At 71.9% G+C, this 17,193-nt stretch carries 19 protein-coding genes; 13 read left to right on the top strand and 6 right to left on the bottom strand.

Annotated features, from left to right (window positions below; translation table 11 throughout):
• Window positions 1-82 precede the first annotated feature (82 nt).
• Together ACIBU0_RS23830 and ACIBU0_RS23825 are read left to right on the top strand one after the other, a co-directional pair.
• The gene (locus tag ACIBU0_RS23830) at window positions 83-673 is read left to right on the top strand and encodes an ArsR/SmtB family transcription factor (protein WP_398821510.1); all 591 of its coding nucleotides are present in this window, start codon (window positions 83-85) and stop codon (window positions 671-673) included.
• A gap of 13 nt (window positions 674-686) precedes the next feature.
• Window positions 687-1,931, top strand: a complete 1,245-nt coding sequence (locus ACIBU0_RS23825; RefSeq protein WP_398821508.1) for an MFS transporter — start codon at window positions 687-689, stop codon at window positions 1,929-1,931.
• Window positions 1,932-1,937: 6 nt separating this feature from the next.
• On the opposite strand, the gene ACIBU0_RS23820 is transcribed toward ACIBU0_RS23825, so the two are convergent.
• Window positions 1,938-2,573, bottom strand: coding sequence for a TIGR03085 family metal-binding protein (locus ACIBU0_RS23820; RefSeq protein ID WP_398821506.1), 636 nt, complete (start codon window positions 2,571-2,573; stop codon window positions 1,938-1,940).
• 74 nt (window positions 2,574-2,647) lie between these two features.
• On the opposite strand from ACIBU0_RS23820, the gene hisI reads away from it, so the two are divergent.
• The 11 genes from hisI (at window position 2,648) to lgt (ending at window position 11,540) form a co-directional block, all read left to right on the top strand.
• Window positions 2,648-3,076: a phosphoribosyl-AMP cyclohydrolase gene (gene hisI, locus ACIBU0_RS23815; RefSeq protein WP_398821504.1), complete on the top strand. Its 429-nt coding sequence runs from the start codon at window positions 2,648-2,650 to the stop codon at window positions 3,074-3,076.
• 11 nt (window positions 3,077-3,087) lie between these two features.
• Window positions 3,088-4,575 carry an anthranilate synthase component I gene (locus ACIBU0_RS23810; protein WP_398821502.1) on the top strand — a complete coding sequence of 496 codons (1,488 nt, stop codon included), beginning with the start codon at window positions 3,088-3,090 and terminating at the stop codon, window positions 4,573-4,575.
• 83 nt (window positions 4,576-4,658) lie between these two features.
• Window positions 4,659-5,300, top strand: a complete 642-nt coding sequence (locus tag ACIBU0_RS23805) for a TIGR02234 family membrane protein (RefSeq protein WP_398821499.1) — start codon at window positions 4,659-4,661, stop codon at window positions 5,298-5,300.
• 114 nt (window positions 5,301-5,414) lie between these two features.
• Window positions 5,415-5,666, top strand: a complete 252-nt coding sequence (locus tag ACIBU0_RS23800) for an HGxxPAAW family protein (protein WP_398821497.1) — start codon at window positions 5,415-5,417, stop codon at window positions 5,664-5,666.
• A gap of 79 nt (window positions 5,667-5,745) precedes the next feature.
• Window positions 5,746-6,210: a DUF2752 domain-containing protein gene (locus ACIBU0_RS23795; RefSeq protein WP_398821495.1), complete on the top strand. Its 465-nt coding sequence runs from the start codon at window positions 5,746-5,748 to the stop codon at window positions 6,208-6,210.
• A 150-nt stretch (window positions 6,211-6,360) separates the two neighbouring features.
• On the top strand, window positions 6,361-7,170 hold the full coding sequence (gene trpC / locus ACIBU0_RS23790) for an indole-3-glycerol phosphate synthase TrpC (RefSeq protein ID WP_398821493.1): 810 nt from the start codon (window positions 6,361-6,363) through the stop codon (window positions 7,168-7,170).
• A 21-nt stretch (window positions 7,171-7,191) separates the two neighbouring features.
• Window positions 7,192-7,359: a tryptophan biosynthesis modulator TrpM gene (gene trpM / locus ACIBU0_RS23785; protein WP_398821491.1), complete on the top strand. Its 168-nt coding sequence runs from the start codon at window positions 7,192-7,194 to the stop codon at window positions 7,357-7,359.
• A gap of 135 nt (window positions 7,360-7,494) precedes the next feature.
• Complete coding sequence (gene trpB / locus ACIBU0_RS23780) at window positions 7,495-8,778, top strand: tryptophan synthase subunit beta (RefSeq protein ID WP_398821489.1); 1,284 nt, start codon at window positions 7,495-7,497, stop codon at window positions 8,776-8,778.
• Window positions 8,775-9,593, top strand: a complete 819-nt coding sequence (trpA, locus tag ACIBU0_RS23775; RefSeq protein WP_398821487.1) for a tryptophan synthase subunit alpha — start codon at window positions 8,775-8,777, stop codon at window positions 9,591-9,593. Before trpB ends, trpA begins: the two co-directional genes overlap by 4 nt.
• A gap of 110 nt (window positions 9,594-9,703) precedes the next feature.
• Window positions 9,704-10,480, top strand: a complete 777-nt coding sequence (locus ACIBU0_RS23770) for a DsbA family protein (protein ID WP_398821485.1) — start codon at window positions 9,704-9,706, stop codon at window positions 10,478-10,480.
• Window positions 10,481-10,580: 100 nt separating this feature from the next.
• On the top strand, window positions 10,581-11,540 hold the full coding sequence (gene lgt, locus ACIBU0_RS23765; protein WP_398821483.1) for a prolipoprotein diacylglyceryl transferase: 960 nt from the start codon (window positions 10,581-10,583) through the stop codon (window positions 11,538-11,540).
• Between the two features lie 67 nt (window positions 11,541-11,607).
• Here lgt and ACIBU0_RS23760 read toward each other — a convergent pair whose 3' ends face one another.
• The 5 genes from ACIBU0_RS23760 to ACIBU0_RS23740 are packed head-to-tail and all read right to left on the bottom strand — an operon-like array spanning window position 11,608 to window position 17,189.
• Entirely contained in the window at window positions 11,608-12,426 is an 819-nt protein-coding gene (locus ACIBU0_RS23760) for an HpcH/HpaI aldolase/citrate lyase family protein (RefSeq protein ID WP_398821481.1), read from the bottom strand.
• Window positions 12,423-13,661, bottom strand: a complete 1,239-nt coding sequence (locus tag ACIBU0_RS23755) for a CaiB/BaiF CoA transferase family protein (protein WP_398821479.1) — start codon at window positions 13,659-13,661, stop codon at window positions 12,423-12,425. The genes ACIBU0_RS23760 and ACIBU0_RS23755 overlap by 4 nt, the downstream gene beginning before the upstream one ends.
• On the bottom strand, window positions 13,658-14,551 hold the full coding sequence (gene rbsK, locus ACIBU0_RS23750; protein WP_398821477.1) for a ribokinase: 894 nt from the start codon (window positions 14,549-14,551) through the stop codon (window positions 13,658-13,660). The genes ACIBU0_RS23755 and rbsK overlap by 4 nt, the downstream gene beginning before the upstream one ends.
• Window positions 14,548-16,026 carry an ADP-ribosylglycohydrolase family protein gene (locus ACIBU0_RS23745; RefSeq protein WP_398821475.1) on the bottom strand — a complete coding sequence of 493 codons (1,479 nt, stop codon included), beginning with the start codon at window positions 16,024-16,026 and terminating at the stop codon, window positions 14,548-14,550. The genes rbsK and ACIBU0_RS23745 overlap by 4 nt, the downstream gene beginning before the upstream one ends.
• Window positions 16,014-17,189, bottom strand: coding sequence for an ADP-ribosylglycohydrolase family protein (locus ACIBU0_RS23740; protein WP_398821473.1), 1,176 nt, complete (start codon window positions 17,187-17,189; stop codon window positions 16,014-16,016). The genes ACIBU0_RS23745 and ACIBU0_RS23740 overlap by 13 nt, the downstream gene beginning before the upstream one ends.
• Window positions 17,190-17,193: the final 4 nt, after the last annotated feature.

Genomic DNA, 17,193 nt, shown 5'->3' with positions numbered 1-17,193 from the left:
GGGGCTTTCTCTTGGACAGATAGGAAAGGAAAGTTGCGCAAAATCAGTTGTGCAATTTTCCTTTCGTATCTACGGTGGCGGCATGTCAGACAGGGAGAGAGACCGCCGCATCCAGGACGTGGGCACGCTCAAGGCGCTCGCGCACCCGCTGCGGGCGCAGTTGTACCGGCGGCTGACCATCGCGCGCTCGGCGACCGCGTCCCAGCTGGCCGACCAGGTCGACGAGGCCGTCTCCCTGGTCAGCTACCACCTGCGCAAGCTCGCCGAGCACGGGCTGATCGAGGAGGCCGAGCCGCAGAGCGCGGACGGCCGGGAGCGCTGGTGGCAGCTGGCCTCCGAGGGGATCTCCATCCGCGACGAGGACTTCCGGGACGCGCCGGAGAAGGCAGCCGCGCACTCGGCGGCCAGCCGCCTCTTCTTCGAGCAGCGCGCCGAGATGTACCGGCGCTACCTCGACGAGCGCGCCCACTGGAGCGATGCGTGGACCACGGCCTCCGACTCCTCCGAGTGGCTGCTGAAGCTCACCGCCGCCGAACTCTCCGAGCTGTCCAAGGAGATGTACGCCGTCGTCCACAAGTACGAGGAGCTCGGCCGGGCCGCCGACGCCGCAGGCGACACCGAGGGCCGCGAGAACGTCGCGGTGCACACGTACGGCTTCCCCTTCCGCTTCTGAGAGGACGGTCCGGGTGACCACCACGCTCGCGCCCACCGCGGGTCCGGACGACAGACCCGCTCACCGGGACCCCAACGTCCTGCGGTGGCTCGGCGCCTACGCCTCCTCCGCGGTCGGCGACAACGTGTACTACATCGCCCTGTCCTGGGCGGCCGTCCAGGCCGGGACGCCCGCGCAGGCCGGGCTCGTGACGGCGGTCAGCGCCGTCCCCCGCGCCTTGCTGATGCTGGGCGGGGGAGTCGTCGTCGACCGGTACGGGCCGCGGCGGGTCGTGCTCGGCAGCAGTGCGGTGCGCTGTCTGCTGGTCGTCATGGCGGCCGTGCTCCTGTTGGCGGCCAGGCCCGGGCTATGGGCACTGGGCGCGGTGGCGGTGCTCTTCGGGGTCGTCGACGCCGTCTTCCTGCCCGCCGCGGGTGCCTTGCCCGCCCGGATCACCGGCCCGGGCCAGATCACCCGGGTACAGGGCATGCGCGGGCTTGCGACCCGGCTCGCCAATGTGCTCGGCGGCCCTCTCGGCGGCCTCGGGGTCGCGCTGGGCGGCACAGCCGGGGCGTTCGGGCTGGCCGCGCTGCTGATCGGGGTGTCCCTGCCGTTGCTCTGGGTCGTGCGGGTCGGGCATCTGCCGCCGGACCACGACCGGGCGAGGGGCGCCCTCCTGGCCGAGTTGCGGGACGGACTGCGGCACATCGGCCAGGACCGGGTACTGCGCCCGCTCGTGCTGGCCATGGCCGTCGTCGACCTGGGTTTCGTCGGGCCGATGAACCTGGGGCTGACCCTGCTGGCCCAGGAACGCGGCTGGGGATCGCTCGGCATGGGCTGGTTGCTCGCCGGATTCGGCACCGGCGCCGGGACCGTGTCGCTGCTGCTCACCCTGCGCGGCCGGGTGCCCCGCGCCGGGCTCGTCATGGCGCTGGCGGAACTCGGCGCCTGCGTGGCGGTGGCATGGCTCGCCCACGCTCCGTCGGTCATCGCGGCGACCGGCGTCGCCCTGCTCATCGGCCTCCTGGCCGGGCTCGGCGGTGCGCTGAGCGGGGCCCTGACGCTGGCGCAGGCGGGTCCCGCCTACGCCGGCCGCGTCACCGCGGTCTCCACCCTGGTCGGCTTCGGCGTCGCCCCGCTCACCTTCCCGCTGGTCGGTGCGGCGGCCGGTCGCTGGGGAATCGGCCCGGTCTTCGCGGCCTGCGCCGCGATCTGGGCCGGGGGCGCGCTGCTCGCCCTGTGCTCCCGCCCCCTCCGCCGCGCCGAACTCCCCCGCTGACGCCGGTCAGATCCCCAACTGCTTCGTCTCGTGCAGCTTGGCGATCGCGTCCTTGTCGCCGTCCAGCTCCACCTTGGCGGCGCTCTGCCGTCCGTAGGCGAACAGCAGCAGCTCCGACGGTTCGCCGGTCACCGTCACGACCGGCGTGCCGCGGTGGGCGACCGCCGTCTGGCCGTTGGGGCGCCGCAGCACCAGGCCCGTGGGGGCGCTGCGGCCCACCAGACGGGCGGACCGCTCGAAACGGGACCACAGGGCGTCCTGGAACACCGGGTCGAGTTCGCGCGGCGTCCAGTCCGGCTGGGCGCGGCGGACGTCCTCGGTGTGGATGTAGAACTCGATCGTGTTCGACGCCTCGTCGATCTGCTTGAGCTGGAACGGCGAGAAGCGCGGCGGGCCGGTGCGGATGAGCTGGATCAGCTCCTCGTACGGCTTCGCCGCGAACTCCTCCATCGCCTTGTCCAGGCGCGGCGCGAGCTGCTTGATCAGCAGGCCGGCCGCGGCGTCGGGGCGACGCTCGCGCACGACGACGTGCGCGGCGAGATCGCGGGTCGTCCAGCCCTCGCAGAGGGTGGGGGCGTCGGGGCCCTCGGCCTCCAAGAGGTCGGCCAGGAGAAGTCGTTCACGCTTGGCGAAGGTCGACATGGAGTCAGCCTACGACCACGTATCAGGTCCGCCCAATGGACAGTCACGCAGCGTTGTCAGTGGAGCGCGGCACAATGGCAGGCATGACCACCAGTACGCCCCGTCAGCCCAGCCGGCTGGACCCCGAGATCGCCGCGCGCCTGAAGCGCAGTGCGGACGGGCTCCTCCCCGCCATCGCCCAGCAGTACGACACCGGAGAGGTGCTGATGCTCGGCTGGATGGACGACGAGGCCCTGCATCGCACGCTCACCACCGGCCGCTGCACCTACTGGTCGCGCAGCCGTCGGGAGTACTGGGTCAAGGGCGACACGTCCGGCCACTTCCAGTGGGTCAAGTCGGTGGCCCTGGACTGCGACGCCGACACCGTGCTCGTCAAGGTCGACCAGGTCGGCGCGGCCTGCCACACGGGCGCGCGCACCTGCTTCGACGTGGATGTGCTGCTCAAGGACGGCGACGGCGGCACCATCGGTGCCGATTCCGGCGTACCCGCCTCGGATCAGTAAGGTCAGCCGCCATGGACCTCGAGACGTTCCGCAAGCTGGCCACCGACCGCCGCGTCATTCCGGTCACCCGCAAGCTCCTCGCCGACGGCGACACCCCGGTCGCGCTCTACCGCAAGCTCGCCGCCGAGCGCCCCGGCACCTTCCTGCTGGAGTCCGCGGAGAACGGCCGGTCCTGGTCCCGGTACTCCTTCGTGGGCGTACGCTCCGCCGCGACCCTCACCGAGCGCGACGGCCAGGCCCACTGGCTCGGCACCCCGCCGGTCGGCGTCCCCGTCGAGGGCGACCCGCTCGCCGCCCTGCGCGCCACCATCGAGGCCCTGCACACCCCCCGCGACCTCGCCCACGACCTGAACCTGCCGCCCTTCACCGGCGGCATGGTCGGCTACCTCGGCTACGACATCGTGCGCCGCCTGGAGAAGATCGGCCCCGGCGAGCGGGACGACCTGAAGCTGCCCGAGCTGACCATGCTGCTCACCAGTGACCTGGCCGTCATGGACCACTGGGAGGGCTCGGTCCTGCTGATCGCCAACGCGATCAACCACAACGACCTCGACACCGGCGTCGACGAGGCCTACGCGGACGCGGTGGCCCGCCTCGACGCCATGGAGGCCGACCTCTCACGCCCGGTCGCCCAGCCGCCGGCCGTGCTGCCGCCCTCCGAACTCCCGGAGTACACCGCACTGTGGGGCGGCGAGGACTTCCAGGAGGCGGTCGAGGACATCAAGGAGCGCATCCGGGCCGGGGAGGCCTTCCAGGTGGTCCCCTCCCAGCGCTTCGAAACCTCCTGCACGGCAAGCGCGTTGGACGTCTACCGGGTCCTCAGGGCGACCAATCCCTCCCCGTACATGTACCTGTTCCGCTTCGACGGCTTCGACGTCGTCGGCTCGTCCCCCGAGGCCCTGGTGAAGGTCGAGGACGGGCAGGCGATGGTGCACCCCATCGCCGGGACCAGGTGGCGGGGCGCCACCCCGCAGGAGGACCAGGCCCTCGCCGACGAGCTGCTCGCCGACCCCAAGGAGCGCGCCGAGCACCTCATGCTGGTCGACCTGGGCCGCAACGACCTGGGGCGGGTCTGCGAGCCGGGTTCGGTCGAGGTCGTCGACTTCATGTCCATCGAGCGGTACTCCCACGTCATGCACATCGTCTCGACGGTGACGGGACGGGTCGCGCCCGGCCGCACGGCCTTCGACGTCCTGACGGCCTGCTTCCCGGCCGGCACCCTCTCCGGCGCCCCCAAGCCCCGCGCGATGCAGATCATCGACGAACTGGAGCCGTCCCGGCGCGGGTTGTACGGCGGCTGCGTCGGCTATCTCGACTTCGCGGGCGACTCCGACACCGCCATCGCCATCCGTACGGCCCTGCTGCGGGACGGCACGGCGTACGTCCAGGCCGGCGCGGGCGTCGTCGCCGACTCGGACCCGGTCGCCGAGGACACCGAGTGCCGGAACAAGGCGGCCGCGGTCCTCCGGGCGGTGCACACGGCGAACCGGCTCGGGTGAACGCGGGCGGCCCGGTTCAGGTGAACCCGCGTGGCGGTTCTCACCGAACCCCGGGTGACTGATCGTTCCGGGTTCGGGTGATAGTGGACTACGTGACTGCTGTACCTCACCCCCGTTCCGAAGCCCCCGGTTCCGCCCGGGCCGGCCGTATGAGCCTTGCCGTCGCCCTGCTGTGCGGGGCGCTCGGCTCGGCCGTCGCGCTGCTCGCCACCCGGCAGCGCTGGTCGGAGGGCACCGTGACGGTGGCCGGCGGCCCGTTCCCCCTGATCGCCAAGGGCAGCGACGTCACGGGCGTCCCCGCGGCCCTGGCCATAGTGGGGCTCGCCGCACTGGTCGCCGTCTTCGCCGTCCGCCGCGCCGGCCGCTTCATGGTCGCCGCCCTGCTCGCGCTCTCCGGCGCCGGCACCGTCGCAGCCGCCCTGCTCGGCGCCTCCGACAGCTCCGCGCTCGACGAGAAGGCCGCGCAGGCCTCCGGCGACACCTCGGCCACCGTCCAGGCCCTCACCCACACCGCGTGGCCGTACGTCGCGGCCGTGGGCGGCGTCCTGATCCTGCTCGCCGGACTGCTGGCCCTGCGCTACGGCCGCCTGTGGCCCGGCATGTCCGGCCGCTACGAGCGCGGCGGCACACCCCGGCCGCGCCGCGAGGCCCCGGCCACCGACCCCGACCGCCCCGAGGAACTCTGGAAGGCCCTCGACCGCGGCGAGGACCCCACCGGCGTCTAGCCCTGACCTCCGCGTCGTGACCCCCGATCACCGCACGCGCACGCGTGCGGGACAATGACAGCGAGCGACCGGCTCACCCACGTACAACACGTACACAGCAACGAGGAGCAAGCAATGGCGGGCAGCAGCCACGGTCACACCCCGGCCGCCTGGACCGGTGTCACGATCGCCTTCATCGGTTTCTGCGTGGCGGGCGCCTTCATGGTGATGGACCAGCCCGCGGGCTTCTGGGCCGGCATGGGCCTCGTGGTCCTCGGCGGCGTCATCGGCTGGGTCATGAGCGCGATGGGCATGGGTCAGCCGAAGGACGCGCACAAGGCGCTGCTGACGACCCAGGAGCGCGAGACGGCGACCGCCAAGAGCTGAGCCGCGGAGAACCTCGCTGAGGGGCGGACCGGTGCCGATGGGTGCCAGGGGACGCCCCTCACGCGCGTACGGGGGCACAATGCGAGACGTGAACGCCGACAACCGGGGGGCGACCGACAGCCGCTGGACGACGCAGTCCGGCACCGGCACGGTGCTGGGACGACTGGCCGTTCCGGCGGGCGTGCTGGCGGCCGTCGCCGGCGCCTTCGCGTACGTGGGGGCCGTGGACCCGAACGAGCCCGGCCACTACCCCGTCTGTCCGCTCCTGCGGTTCACCGGCCTCTACTGCCCCGGCTGCGGCGGACTGCGCAGCGCGCACGCCGTCGTCCACGGGGACGTCGCGGCGGCACTCCAGGACAACGCGCTCGCTGTCGTCGGCTATGCGCTCTTCGCCGTGGTGTGGACCGTCTGGGTGGTCCGGGCGGTACGGGGGCGGCCGTTCAGGCTCGATCTCCCGGCGGCGCAGCTGTGGGCCGCGGGGGCATTGCTGCTGGTCTTCACCGTTGTCCGGAACCTGCCGTTCGGTGGCTGGCTGCATCCTTGAACAACTACGGAACGTCCAGGTAGTGGGACCGGCGTCAACCGGATGCGAGGCCTACGCCTTCCTCCGGATACCATCGCAGTGACCATAGGTTTCGTACCGCTTTCTTCATCACCGCTTTCACAGCCGACCGTCTGGAAGGGGGCCGCTCGCGTGAGTGTGCTCGACGAGATCATCGACGGAGTCCGTGCCGACCTCGCGGAGCGGCAGGCGCGCGTCAGCCTCGACGAGCTCAAGGAGCGCGCGGCGAAGGCTCCCGCCGCCAAGGACGGGGTCGCCGCGCTGAAGGGCGACGGCGTCAAGGTCATCTGCGAGGTCAAGCGGTCCAGCCCCTCCAAGGGCGCGCTGGCCGCGATCGCCGACCCGGCCGGCCTCGCCGCGGACTACGAGGCGGGCGGCGCGGCCGTCATCTCCGTGCTGACGGAACAGCGGCGCTTCGGCGGCTCGCTGGACGATCTGGAGGCGGTCCGCGCCCGCGTGGACATCCCGGTCCTGCGCAAGGACTTCATCGTCACGTCGTACCAGCTGTGGGAGGCACGGGCGTACGGCGCCGACCTCGCCCTGCTGATCGTCGCGGCCCTCGACCAGTCGGCGCTGGAGTCGCTGATCGAGCGCGCGGTGTCCATCGGCCTGACCCCGCTGGTCGAGGTGCACGACGAGGACGAGGTCGAGCGTGCCGTGGACGCGGGCGCGAAGATCATCGGCGTCAACGCGCGCAACCTGAAGACCCTGGAGGTCGACCGCGGGACGTTCGAGCGCGTCGCGCCCGAGATCCCCGCCCACATCGTCAAGATCGCCGAGTCCGGCGTCCGCGGCCCGCACGACCTCATCGCCTACGCCAACGCCGGCGCCGACGCGGTCCTGGTGGGCGAGTCCCTGGTCACCGGCAAGGACCCGAAGACGGCGGTCGCCGACCTGGTGGCAGCGGGCGAGCACCCCGCACTGCGCCACGGCCGGGGCTGATCACCCGCTAGGCTTACACCGATGACTCTCACCGTGACGACCGTGGACCGGCACGCCCGCCTTGCGCGCGGCTGCCGTCCCCGAGGCTGCCGCGCCCCCGCACGTCGGGTACACGGCCGCCGAGTCCGCTACGTCATCGGTGACGAACCTGGGCAGGTCAACGGCCGTCGATGGCAGCGCGCCCCATAGGGGCGCGGGGCTCTTTTCGATTTGCGGCTACCGCCGCGCGAGCGCGACAAGCCACAGTCGGCCGGCAGCCGACAGACATAGCCCCGCCCCCACGGCGATTAGTGTTTTTCCACAAACTCACCGTGAGGTTTCCGCATGCCCAGCGACTTCTTCATCCCCGACCCGCAGGGTCAAGTCCCCAACGCCGAAGGCTACTTCGGCGCATTCGGCGGCAAGTTCATCCCGGAGGCCCTCGTCGCCGCCGTCGACGAGGTGGCCGTCGAGTACGACAAGGCCAAGCACGACCCCGAGTTCGCCCGAGAGCTCGACGACCTGCTGGTCAACTACACCGGCCGCCCCAGCTCCCTCACCGAGGTGCCCCGCTTCGCCGAACACGCCGGAGGCGCCCGCGTCTTCCTCAAGCGCGAGGACCTCAACCACACCGGCTCGCACAAGATCAACAACGTGCTCGGCCAGGCCCTGCTCACCAAGCGCATGGGCAAGACCCGCGTCATCGCCGAGACCGGCGCCGGCCAGCACGGCGTCGCGACGGCGACGGCCTGCGCGCTGTTCGGCCTCGAGTGCACGATCTACATGGGCGAGATCGACACCCAGCGCCAGGCCCTCAACGTGGCCCGGATGCGCATGCTCGGCGCCGAGGTCATCGCCGTGAAGTCGGGCAGCCGCACCCTGAAGGACGCCATCAACGAGGCGTTCCGCGACTGGGTGGCCAACGTCGACCACACCCACTACCTCTTCGGCACGGTGGCCGGCCCGCACCCCTTCCCGGCCATGGTCCGCGACTTCCACCGCGTGATCGGCGTCGAGGCCCGCCGCCAGCTCCTGGAGCGGGCGGGGCGGCTTCCCGACGCGGCCGTCGCCTGCGTCGGCGGCGGCTCCAACGCCATCGGCCTCTTCCACGCCTTCATCCCCGACACCGACGTACGCCTCATCGGCTGCGAACCCGCCGGGCACGGCGTCGAGACCGGCGAGCACGCGGCCACCCTGACCGCCGGTGAGCCCGGCATCCTGCACGGTTCCCGCTCCTACGTCCTCCAGGACGAGGAGGGCCAGATCACCGAGCCGTACTCGATCTCGGCCGGTCTTGACTACCCCGGCATCGGCCCCGAGCACTCCTACCTCAAGGACAGCGGCCGCGGCGAGTACCGCGCGATCACCGACGACGCCGCCATGCAGGCGCTGCGCCTGCTGTCGCGGACCGAGGGCATCATCCCGGCGATCGAGAGCGCGCACGCCCTCGCGGGTGCGCTGGAGGTCGGCCGGGAGCTGGGCAAGGACGGCCTGATCGTCGTCAACCTGTCCGGCCGCGGTGACAAGGACATGGACACGGCCGCCCGTTACTTCGGCCTGTACGACACCGACGCCGAGGTCGCCGCCAACGCCGCCGCCACCGCCGAGATCGAGGGGGACGCCAAGTGAGCGGGAACATTCAGCTGCTGTCCGACACCCTCGCCGCTGCCAAGGCCGAGGGACGCTCCGCGCTCATCGCCTACCTCCCGGCCGGGTTCCCGACCGTGGACGGCGGCATCGAGGCGGTCAAGGCCGCACTCGACGGCGGCGCCGACGTCGTGGAGGTGGGCCTGCCGCACAGCGACCCCGTCCTCGACGGCCCCGTCATCCAGACCGCCGACGACATCGCCCTGCGCGGCGGCGTCAAGATCGCGGACGTGATGCGTACGGTCCGTGCGGCGTACGAGGCCACCGGCAAGCCGATCCTCGTCATGACGTACTGGAACCCCATCGACCGCTACGGCGTCGAGCGCTTCACCGCCGAGCTCGCCGAGGCGGGCGGCGCCGGGTGCATCCTGCCCGACCTGCCGGTCCAGGAGTCGGCCCTGTGGAGGGAGCACGCCGAGAAGCACGGCCTCGCGACGGTCTTCGTCGTGGCGCCGAGCAGCAAGGACGAGCGGCTCGCGCAGATCACCGCGGCCGGCAGCGGCTTCGTCTACGCCGCCTCGCTGATGGGCGTCACGGGAACCCGTGAGTCCGTGGGCGCGCAGGCCCAGGACCTGGTCGAGCGCACCCGGGCCACCGGCACCGAGCTGCCCGTCTGCGTCGGCCTCGGCGTCTCCAACGCCGAGCAGGCGGCGGAGGTGGCCGGCTTCGCCGACGGCGTGATCGTCGGCTCGGCCTTCGTCAAGCGGATGCTGGACGCGCCGGACGACGCGGCCGGTGTCGAGGCCGTCCGCGCACTCGCCGGTGAGCTGGCGAAGGGCGTGCGCGGGCAGGCGTAACACATCCGCACATCACATCCGTACATATCGGATGTTTTCTACCGGTCACTCGAACGGGTGGACCTCAGGCCGGGGAGGCGCGCTGCGCCTCCCCGGTTCGTTCTGCGGGTGTGAGCGAAAAGAATCGTGAGGGAAAGCGGACCGCCCGGGAGCGGCTGGCGGTCGAGCGTGAGAAGCAGAAGGCCGCCGACAAGCGGCGCCGTGCGCTGATCGTCGGCACGAGCGTGGTCTGCGTCCTGGGACTCGCGGCGGTGATCGGAGTCGTGGCGGCGAACGCCGGCAAGGACAGCGGCAGTGACTCCGCGGGGCCGGTCGTGGGACCCTCGGGGGCGCAGGGCAAGGACGGCCTCGCGATCCCGGTGGGCCAGGCGAGCGCCAAGTCGACGCTCACGGTCTGGGAGGACTTCCGCTGCCCGGCCTGCAAGTCCTTCGAGGACGCGTACCGGACGACCATCCACGAGCTGACGGACTCCGGCAAGCTCAAGGTCGAGTACCACCTGGCGACGCTCATCGACGGCAACATGGGCGGCACCGGCTCCCGCAACGCCGCCAATGCCGCGGCCTGCGCCCAGGACGCCGGGAAGTTCACGCCGTACCACGACGTGCTGTACCAGAACCAGCCGCCGGAGGTCGACGACGCCTTCGCCAAGAACAGCAAGCTGCTGGAGCTCGCGGCCAAGGTGAAGGGCCTGGACACGCCCGCCTTCCGCACCTGCGTCGAGGACGGCACGCACAACAGTTGGGTCAGCAAGTCCAACGAGGCATTCCAGAAGGGCGGTTTCAGCGGGACGCCGACGGTGCTGCTGAACGGCAAGAACATCTACCAGGACCAGACGATGACGCCGGCGAAGCTGAAGCAGATGGTGGAGGAGGCCGCCAAGGGATGAGCTCCGGCGGGCAGATCCTGCCCGGGGAGCTGCCCGTTATGGACCCGTAGCCGGGCTGCCTGCCATCGGCCCCGCCCGGCAGGGTAGCGTCGACCTTGCCATGGAACTTGCCTACATTCCCAGCCCGTCGCGCGGGGTGATCCACCTCGGTCCCATTCCGCTGCGCGGCTACGCCTTCTGCATCATCATCGGTGTCTTCGTAGCCGTCTGGCTCGGCAACAAACGCTGGATCGCCCGGGGCGGGCGGGCCGGCACGGTGGCCGACATCGCGGTCTGGGCCGTGCCGTTCGGCCTCATCGGCGGCCGGCTCTACCACGTCGTCACGGACTACGAGCTGTACTTCAGCGAGGGCCGTGACTGGGTGGGCGCCTTCAAGATCTGGGAGGGCGGCCTCGGCATCTGGGGCGCGATCGCGCTCGGTGCGCTGGGCGCCTGGATCGGCTGCCGGCGCCGTGGCATCCCGCTGCCGGCGTACGCCGACGCCGTGGCGCCCGGCATCGCCTTCGCGCAGGCGATCGGACGCTGGGGCAACTGGTTCAACCAGGAGCTGTACGGGAGGGAGACGGATCTTCCGTGGGCCCTGCACATCACGTCCTCGGTGGACGGCCGGGAGCCGGGGTACTACCACCCGACGTTCCTGTACGAGTCGCTGTGGTGCATCGGGGTCGCGCTGCTGGTGATCTGGGCCGACCGCCGCTTCAAGCTGGGGCACGGGCGGGCGTTCGCGCTGTACGTCGCCGCGTACTGCGCGGGCCGGGCCTGGATCGAGTACATGCGGGTCGACGACGCCCACCACATCCTGGGCGTGCGGCTGAACGTCTGGACCGCGCTGATCGTGTTCCTGCTGGCGGTGATCTACCTCATCGTGTCGGCGAGGACGCGGCCGGGCCGGGAAGCCGTCGTGGAGCCGGGTGCCTCCGGCGGTGGAGCCGACGGCGAGGGTGAGGCTTCCGACGCGGACAAGGCTTCCGACGCTGCCGACGGTGAGGCCGATGCCGAGGTGAAGGACGACGTGAAGGACGACGCCAAGGACGAGGCCGGGTCTTCGAAGAAGACGTGAGGCTTGGTTCTACGGCGATGAGGGCGCTCGGAATTGTCCGGGCGCCCTCGTTGTGTAAAGAGGGGGGTCAGCGTCGACGGGCCAAGGACAAGGTTCTGTGCGCTGCTGTCACCACCGCCGCGTCGATGAAGGTTCCGTCCTGCAGCGCCTGGGCGCCGTGTTCTGTTGCGGCTGCCTTGATGATTCTTTCCGCCTGCTGCAGTTCCTCCTCCGTGGGCAGGTAGGCGCGTTCGATCACCGGGAGCTGGCGGGGGTGGATGGCCGCTCGGCCCAGGAAGCCGAGGGTGCGGCCGCGGGCGCAGGACGCCGCCAGGCCCTCCAGGTCTCGGATGTCCGGGTGGACGGACTGCGGTGGAGGGGGCAGTCCGGCTGCCCTGGCCGCCACGACGACGCGCGACCGGGACCAGTCGAGGCCCGCGTCCTCCCGTACGCCCAGGTCGGCCCGTAGATCCGCCTCGCCCAGGGAGACACCGCGCAGGGAGGGATGGGCGGAGGCGATCGCGTAGGCGTGTTCGATGCCGACGGCTGTTTCGAGGAGGGCGTACAGCGGGGGTGTCCTGCCGAGGGTCTCCACGATGCCGGTGATCTGCTCGGCCGATGTCACCTTCGGGAGGCGGAGGCCCGAGACGCCCGGCAGGTGGGCCACCGCCCACAGGTCCGCCGGTGCCAGCGGACCGTCCAGGGCGTTCACCCGGACGTGGACGGGCACCGGCTGCGGCTGGGAGAGAAGCTCGGCGGTGGCCTCACGGGCGTAGTCCTTGCGCTCGGGGGCGACCGCGTCCTCCAGGTCGATCACGACGACGTCCGCTCCGGAGACCAGCGCCTTCGCCACCACCCGGGGCCGGTCGCCCGGCGCGTACAGCCAGGTGAGGGGGCAGACCGTCACAGGGCGCCCTCCTCGCGCAGGGCCACAAGTTCGCCGGGGGTCAGGCCCAGGCCGGTGAGGATCTCGTCGGTGTCCGCGCCGTGCGGGCGGCCCGCCCAGCGGATCGTGCCGGGGGTGGCGGAGAGCCGGAAGAGGACGTTCTGCATGCGCAGGGGGCCGAGTTCGGGGTCGTCGACCGTGGTGACCGTGTCGAGGGCCGCGTACTGGGGGTCCGTCATCACGTCGCGGACGTCCTGGATCGGGGCGACCGCCGCCTCCGCTTTCTCGAAGGCCGCGAGGACGTCGGCGCGGGTGTGGCGGGCGATCCAGTCGCCGACCGCCCGGTCGAGGACGTCGGCGTGGCGGGCCCGGTCCGCGCCCGTCGCGAACCAGGGTTCGTCGATCAGGTCCGGGCGTCCCACCAGGCGCATCACGCGCTCGGCGATCGACTGGGCGGAGGTGGAGACGGCGACCCAGGTGCCGTCCGCGGTGCGGTAGGTGTTGCGCGGGGCGTTGTTGGCGGAGCGGTTTCCGGTGCGCTGCTGGACGTAGCCCAGCTGGTCGTACCAGGTCGGCTGGGGGCCGAGGGCCAGCAGCATCGGCTCGATGAGGGCCATGTCGACGACCTGGCCCTCGCCGGTGCGCTCGCGGGCGGCCAGTGCCGTCAGCACCGCGTACGCGGTCGCGAGGGCGGCGATCGAGTCGGCCAGGCCGAAGGGCGGGAGCGTCGGGGGCGCGTCCGGTTCGCCGGTGAGCGCGGCGAAGCCGCTCATCGCCTCGGCGAGGGTGCCGAAGCCGGGGCGGTGGGCGTAGGGGCCGAACTGGCCGAAGCCGGTGACCCGGGTGAGGACCAGGCGGGGGTTGGCGGCGGAGAGCTCGGGCCAGCCGAGGTCCCATTTCTCCAGGGTGCCCGGGCGGAAGTTCTCGATGACGACGTCCGCGGTCGCGGCCAGGCGGAGCAGGGTGGCGCGGCCGCCGGGCTTGGAGAGGTTCAGGGTCATCGTGCGCTTGTTGCGGCCCAGGACCTTCCACCACAGGCCCACGCCGTCCTTCGACGGGCCGTGGCCGCGGGAGGGGTCCGGTTTCTCGGGGTGCTCGACCTTGATGACCTCCGCGCCGAAGTCGCCGAGCATCGTGGCGGCGAGGGGGCCGGCGAAGAGGGTGGCCAGGTCGAGGACGCGGAGGCCGGTCAGGGGAACGGGGGGACGGGAGCGGGTGTCGGGCGCGGTGCGGGGTTCGGTGTCGGGCTCGGTCATGAGGCGTACCGTTCCTCGATCTCGGGGCGGTACGGCATCGACGCCGAGGCGCCCTCGCGCTGGACCGACAGCGCGGCCGCAGCCGCCGCCCAGGCCAGCGCCTCCCGCATCGGCCGGCCCTCGCCCAGGGCCACCGCGAGGGCGCCCACGAAGGTGTCGCCGGCGCCGGTGGTGTCGACGGGGGTCACCTCCGGGGCGGGTACGGTCACGGGATCGGCACCGCGGGCGACGTACAGGCTGCCGGCCGCCCCCAGGGTGACGACCACCTCCGGCACCAGGTCGAGGAGGCCGATGGCCGCCTCGCGGGGATCGGTGCGGCCGGTGAGGGTGGTGGCCTCGCGCTCGTTGGGGACCAACAGGTCGACGGCGACCAGGAGTTCGTCCGGGAGCGGCTGCGCGGGGGACGGGGTGAGCACCGTACGGACGCCGTGGCGGCGGGCCGCCTCGGCGCCGGCGACGACCGCGGGCAGCGGGATCTCCAGTTGGAGCAGCAGGGTGTCGGCGGAGGCGATGACGCCTTCGTCGCCGGGGCTCAGGTGGTCGACCGTGCCGTTCGCGCCGGGGATCACGACGATCGCGTTGCCTCCCTCGTCGTCCACGACGATGTGCGCGGTGCCGGAGGGGCCCTCGACCGTGCGGAGGTCGTCGGTGTCCACGCCGGAGTGTTCGAGGGTGGAGCGCAGGTGGGTGCCGAAGGCGTCGTTGCCGACGGCGCCGATCATCATGACGTCGCCGCCCGCGCGGGCCGCCGCGATCGCCTGGTTGGCGCCCTTGCCGCCGGGGATCGTACGGAACTCCCGTCCCGTCACGGTCTCGCCGCGCTGTGGGGCCTTTTCGACGTAGGTGACGAGGTCCATGTTCGTACTGCCGAGCACGACGATGCCGGTCATGGGCGAGTGGCCTCCAAGTGGGTGAGTCGGGTGGTGACTTCTTCGGTGAGTTCCTGGGTGAGGTGGGCCAGCGTGTCGAAGCCGGTGCCGTTGAAGTCGGCGATGGAGGTGGTGAGGCGGTTCTTGAGCGGGGCCGTCCAGCGGTCGGGGAGGGCGGTGGGGGTGCCGGCGAGGAGGGCGGCGACGCTGCCTGCGGTCGCGCCGTTGGAGTCGGTGTCCCAGCCGCCCGACACGGCACGGCAGATGGAGCCGGTGAAGTCGCCGTTCGCGTGGGTGAGGGCGGCGGTGATCAGGGCCGTGTTGGGGATGGCGTGGACCCAGTGGTGGGTGGGGGAGTAGAGGGCGTGGAGTGTGTCGACGACCGTGTCGAAGTCCTCGTGGGCCCGGGCCAGTTGGATGGCGTGGCGGACGGCGCGGGACAGGCGGGAGTCCGGGGGGATCACCGTGAGGCCGGTGCTCAGGCAGGTGTGGATGGCGTGGGGGCCGGTCGCTGTCGCCGCCTGGGCGATGACCGCCGCCGTGAACATCGCCGCGTAGACGCCGTTGGCGGTGTGGGTGAGGGTGGCGTCGCGGTGGGCCTGTTCGGCTGCGGCGGCCGGGTCGCCGGGGTTGGTCCAGCCGTGGACGTCCGCGCGGATGAGGGCGCCGATCCATTCGCGGAAGGGGTTGCGGTGGCGGGCCGTGTGCGGGGGTTCGATGCCGAGGAGGAGGTTGCGGTGGGCGATGCGTTCCGCTGTGAAGGTGCGGCCGGGAGGGAGTTCGTCGAGCCAGAGGCGGGCTACGTCGGTGGTGGTGAAGGCTTTGCCGTGGCGTTGGAGCAGGAGGAGGTTGAGGAGGGGGTAGTTGAGGTCGTCGTCCTCGGGCATGCCGTCGATGTTCTCGGCGAGGGAGGTGGTGGCCGAGCGGCGGTTCCAGGGGTATTTCGAGGTGAGTTCCTCAGGGACTCCCTTGGCTGTGAAGTACGTGGTCAGGGGCCAGTTGCCGGTCGATCTGGCCAGTTGGCGGATGGCTTCGAGGGGGAGCTTTTCGACGGGTTTGCCGAGGAGACAGCCGACTGCCCGGCCCAGCCAGGCGGCTTCCAGGCGGGCCTGGGCGGGGGTTGCTGTGGGGGTGGGGACGCTCGCCCGCGCTTGCGGGGTGCCGCCTGCGCCCACCCGTGCCGCCCCAGCGGCACGACTGCCCGCAGTTAGGGCTGACCAGGCTGGGGAGTTGGCCTTGATCCGGGCCAGGTCGGTGGGTTCCTGGTCCGCCAACTTACTAGGCAGGTCCGCCAGTTCGTCCAGCAAGTCCTCTGCCAGTTGGCGCAGATAGCGTGACGCCGGTTCCGGTGATGCGCCCGCGCGCAGGGGTGCCTCCGAGCCGCCCGCCGCTCTCCATCTCTCCGCGATCCTCGACGGCTCGCGGCCGTCCAGGGTCGCCTGGCGGAGTTCGTGGCCCAGGAGGTCCTCCGGCTGGACCCAGGTCAGTCGGAGCATCCTCGGCCTTCCAGGGTGGTGAAGGCCGCCTCGTGGGCGCGGCGTCGTTGTACGTCGCGGGCGTGGATCTCCCTCGTCACCTCGGTGAGCGTGCGGGGCGGTTCCCACAGGTCCAGGCGGCTGGCCTCCGCGACCGTCTTCGACCAGTCCTCGGGGACCGGTGAGCCCAGGGCGCCGGCCAGGGCGCCTGCCATCGTGGCGATCGAGTCGCAGTCGCGGCCGTAGTTCACCGCGCCCAGGACCGCTGTGCGGCAGTCGCCGTTCGCCACCACCAGCATCCCCAGTGCGACGGGGAGTTCCTCGATGGCGTGCAGGCGGGAGGGGCGGCGGGCGCCGAGGGAGGGGCGGCGGTAGTCGGGGCCCACCGTGTCGTACGGGGTGACCGCCGTACGGAGCGCGGCCAGTGCCGACTCGACGTCCGAGCAGCGGCCTGCCGTCTCGCAGACCTGCTCGATCGCCGCCCTCGTGCCGTCCTTCGCCAGCGACAGACAGGCCGAGACGACCGAGTCCGGGGTCGCCCCGGGGGCGCACGCGGCCGCCACCGCCGCCGCGAAGACGCCCGCCGCCTCACGGCCGTACGACGACTGGTGGGCACCCGCGATGTCCAGTGCTTCGGCGTACGCGGCCCTCGGGTCGGCCGCGTTGACCAGGCCGACCGGGGCCATGTACATCGCCGCACCGCAGTTGACGATGTTGCCGACGCCCGCCTCGCGGGGGTCCACGTGGCCGTAGTGGAGGCGGGCCACCAGCCATTTCTCCGCCAGGAAGACGCGGTGGAGGGGGAGGGCCTCCGTCTCCAGTTCCGGGATCCAGCGCGGGTTCGTCATCAGGTCCGGGACCAGGTGGTCGGCGATCGCGTACGCGTCGAGGTGGTCGCGGACCGCCGCGTAGACACGGACCAGCGCATGGGTCAGCAGGGTGTCGTCGGTGACGTGGCCGTCGCCCTTGTGGTACGGCGCGATGGGACGGGCCGTGCGCCAGGCGTCGCCGTTCCAGGGGCCCACGATGCCGTGGACGCGGCCGCCGTGGCGCTGAAGGATCTGGTCGGGGGAGTAGCCCTCCACCGGGCCGCCGAGGGCGTCGCCGACCGCCGCGCCGACCAGGGCGCCGGTGATCCGCTCGTCGAGACGCGGGCCACTGCTTTCTTCTGCTTTGGGCGTCATGCCC

Origin of the sequence: Streptomyces sp. NPDC049627 (genome assembly GCF_044465645.1) — a bacterium.
Classification (GTDB): domain Bacteria; phylum Actinomycetota; class Actinomycetes; order Streptomycetales; family Streptomycetaceae; genus Streptomyces.
Note: the sequence above shows the minus strand (reverse complement) of the source record. Positions and strands in the feature narration are given on the sequence as shown.

Excerpts from the sequence above, each read along its gene's own strand:
- ACIBU0_RS23830 (WP_398821510.1), top strand. The coding sequence starts at position 83 with ATGTCAGACAGGGAGAGAGACCGCCGCATCCAGGACGTGGGCACGCTC.
- ACIBU0_RS23820 (WP_398821506.1), bottom strand. The coding sequence starts at position 2,573 with ATGTCGACCTTCGCCAAGCGTGAACGACTTCTCCTGGCCGACCTCTTG.
- hisI (WP_398821504.1), top strand. The coding sequence starts at position 2,648 with ATGGCAGGCATGACCACCAGTACGCCCCGTCAGCCCAGCCGGCTGGAC.
- ACIBU0_RS23810 (WP_398821502.1), top strand. The coding sequence starts at position 3,088 with ATGGACCTCGAGACGTTCCGCAAGCTGGCCACCGACCGCCGCGTCATT.
- ACIBU0_RS23800 (WP_398821497.1), top strand. The coding sequence starts at position 5,415 with ATGGCGGGCAGCAGCCACGGTCACACCCCGGCCGCCTGGACCGGTGTC.
- ACIBU0_RS23795 (WP_398821495.1), top strand. The coding sequence starts at position 5,746 with ATGCGAGACGTGAACGCCGACAACCGGGGGGCGACCGACAGCCGCTGG.
- trpM (WP_398821491.1), top strand. The coding sequence starts at position 7,192 with ATGACTCTCACCGTGACGACCGTGGACCGGCACGCCCGCCTTGCGCGC.
- trpB (WP_398821489.1), top strand. The coding sequence starts at position 7,495 with ATGCCCAGCGACTTCTTCATCCCCGACCCGCAGGGTCAAGTCCCCAAC.
- lgt (WP_398821483.1), top strand. The coding sequence starts at position 10,581 with ATGGAACTTGCCTACATTCCCAGCCCGTCGCGCGGGGTGATCCACCTC.
- ACIBU0_RS23755 (WP_398821479.1), bottom strand. The coding sequence starts at position 13,661 with ATGACCGAGCCCGACACCGAACCCCGCACCGCGCCCGACACCCGCTCC.
- rbsK (WP_398821477.1), bottom strand. The coding sequence starts at position 14,551 with ATGACCGGCATCGTCGTGCTCGGCAGTACGAACATGGACCTCGTCACC.
- ACIBU0_RS23745 (WP_398821475.1), bottom strand. The coding sequence starts at position 16,026 with ATGCTCCGACTGACCTGGGTCCAGCCGGAGGACCTCCTGGGCCACGAA.
- ACIBU0_RS23740 (WP_398821473.1), bottom strand. The coding sequence starts at position 17,189 with ATGACGCCCAAAGCAGAAGAAAGCAGTGGCCCGCGTCTCGACGAGCGG.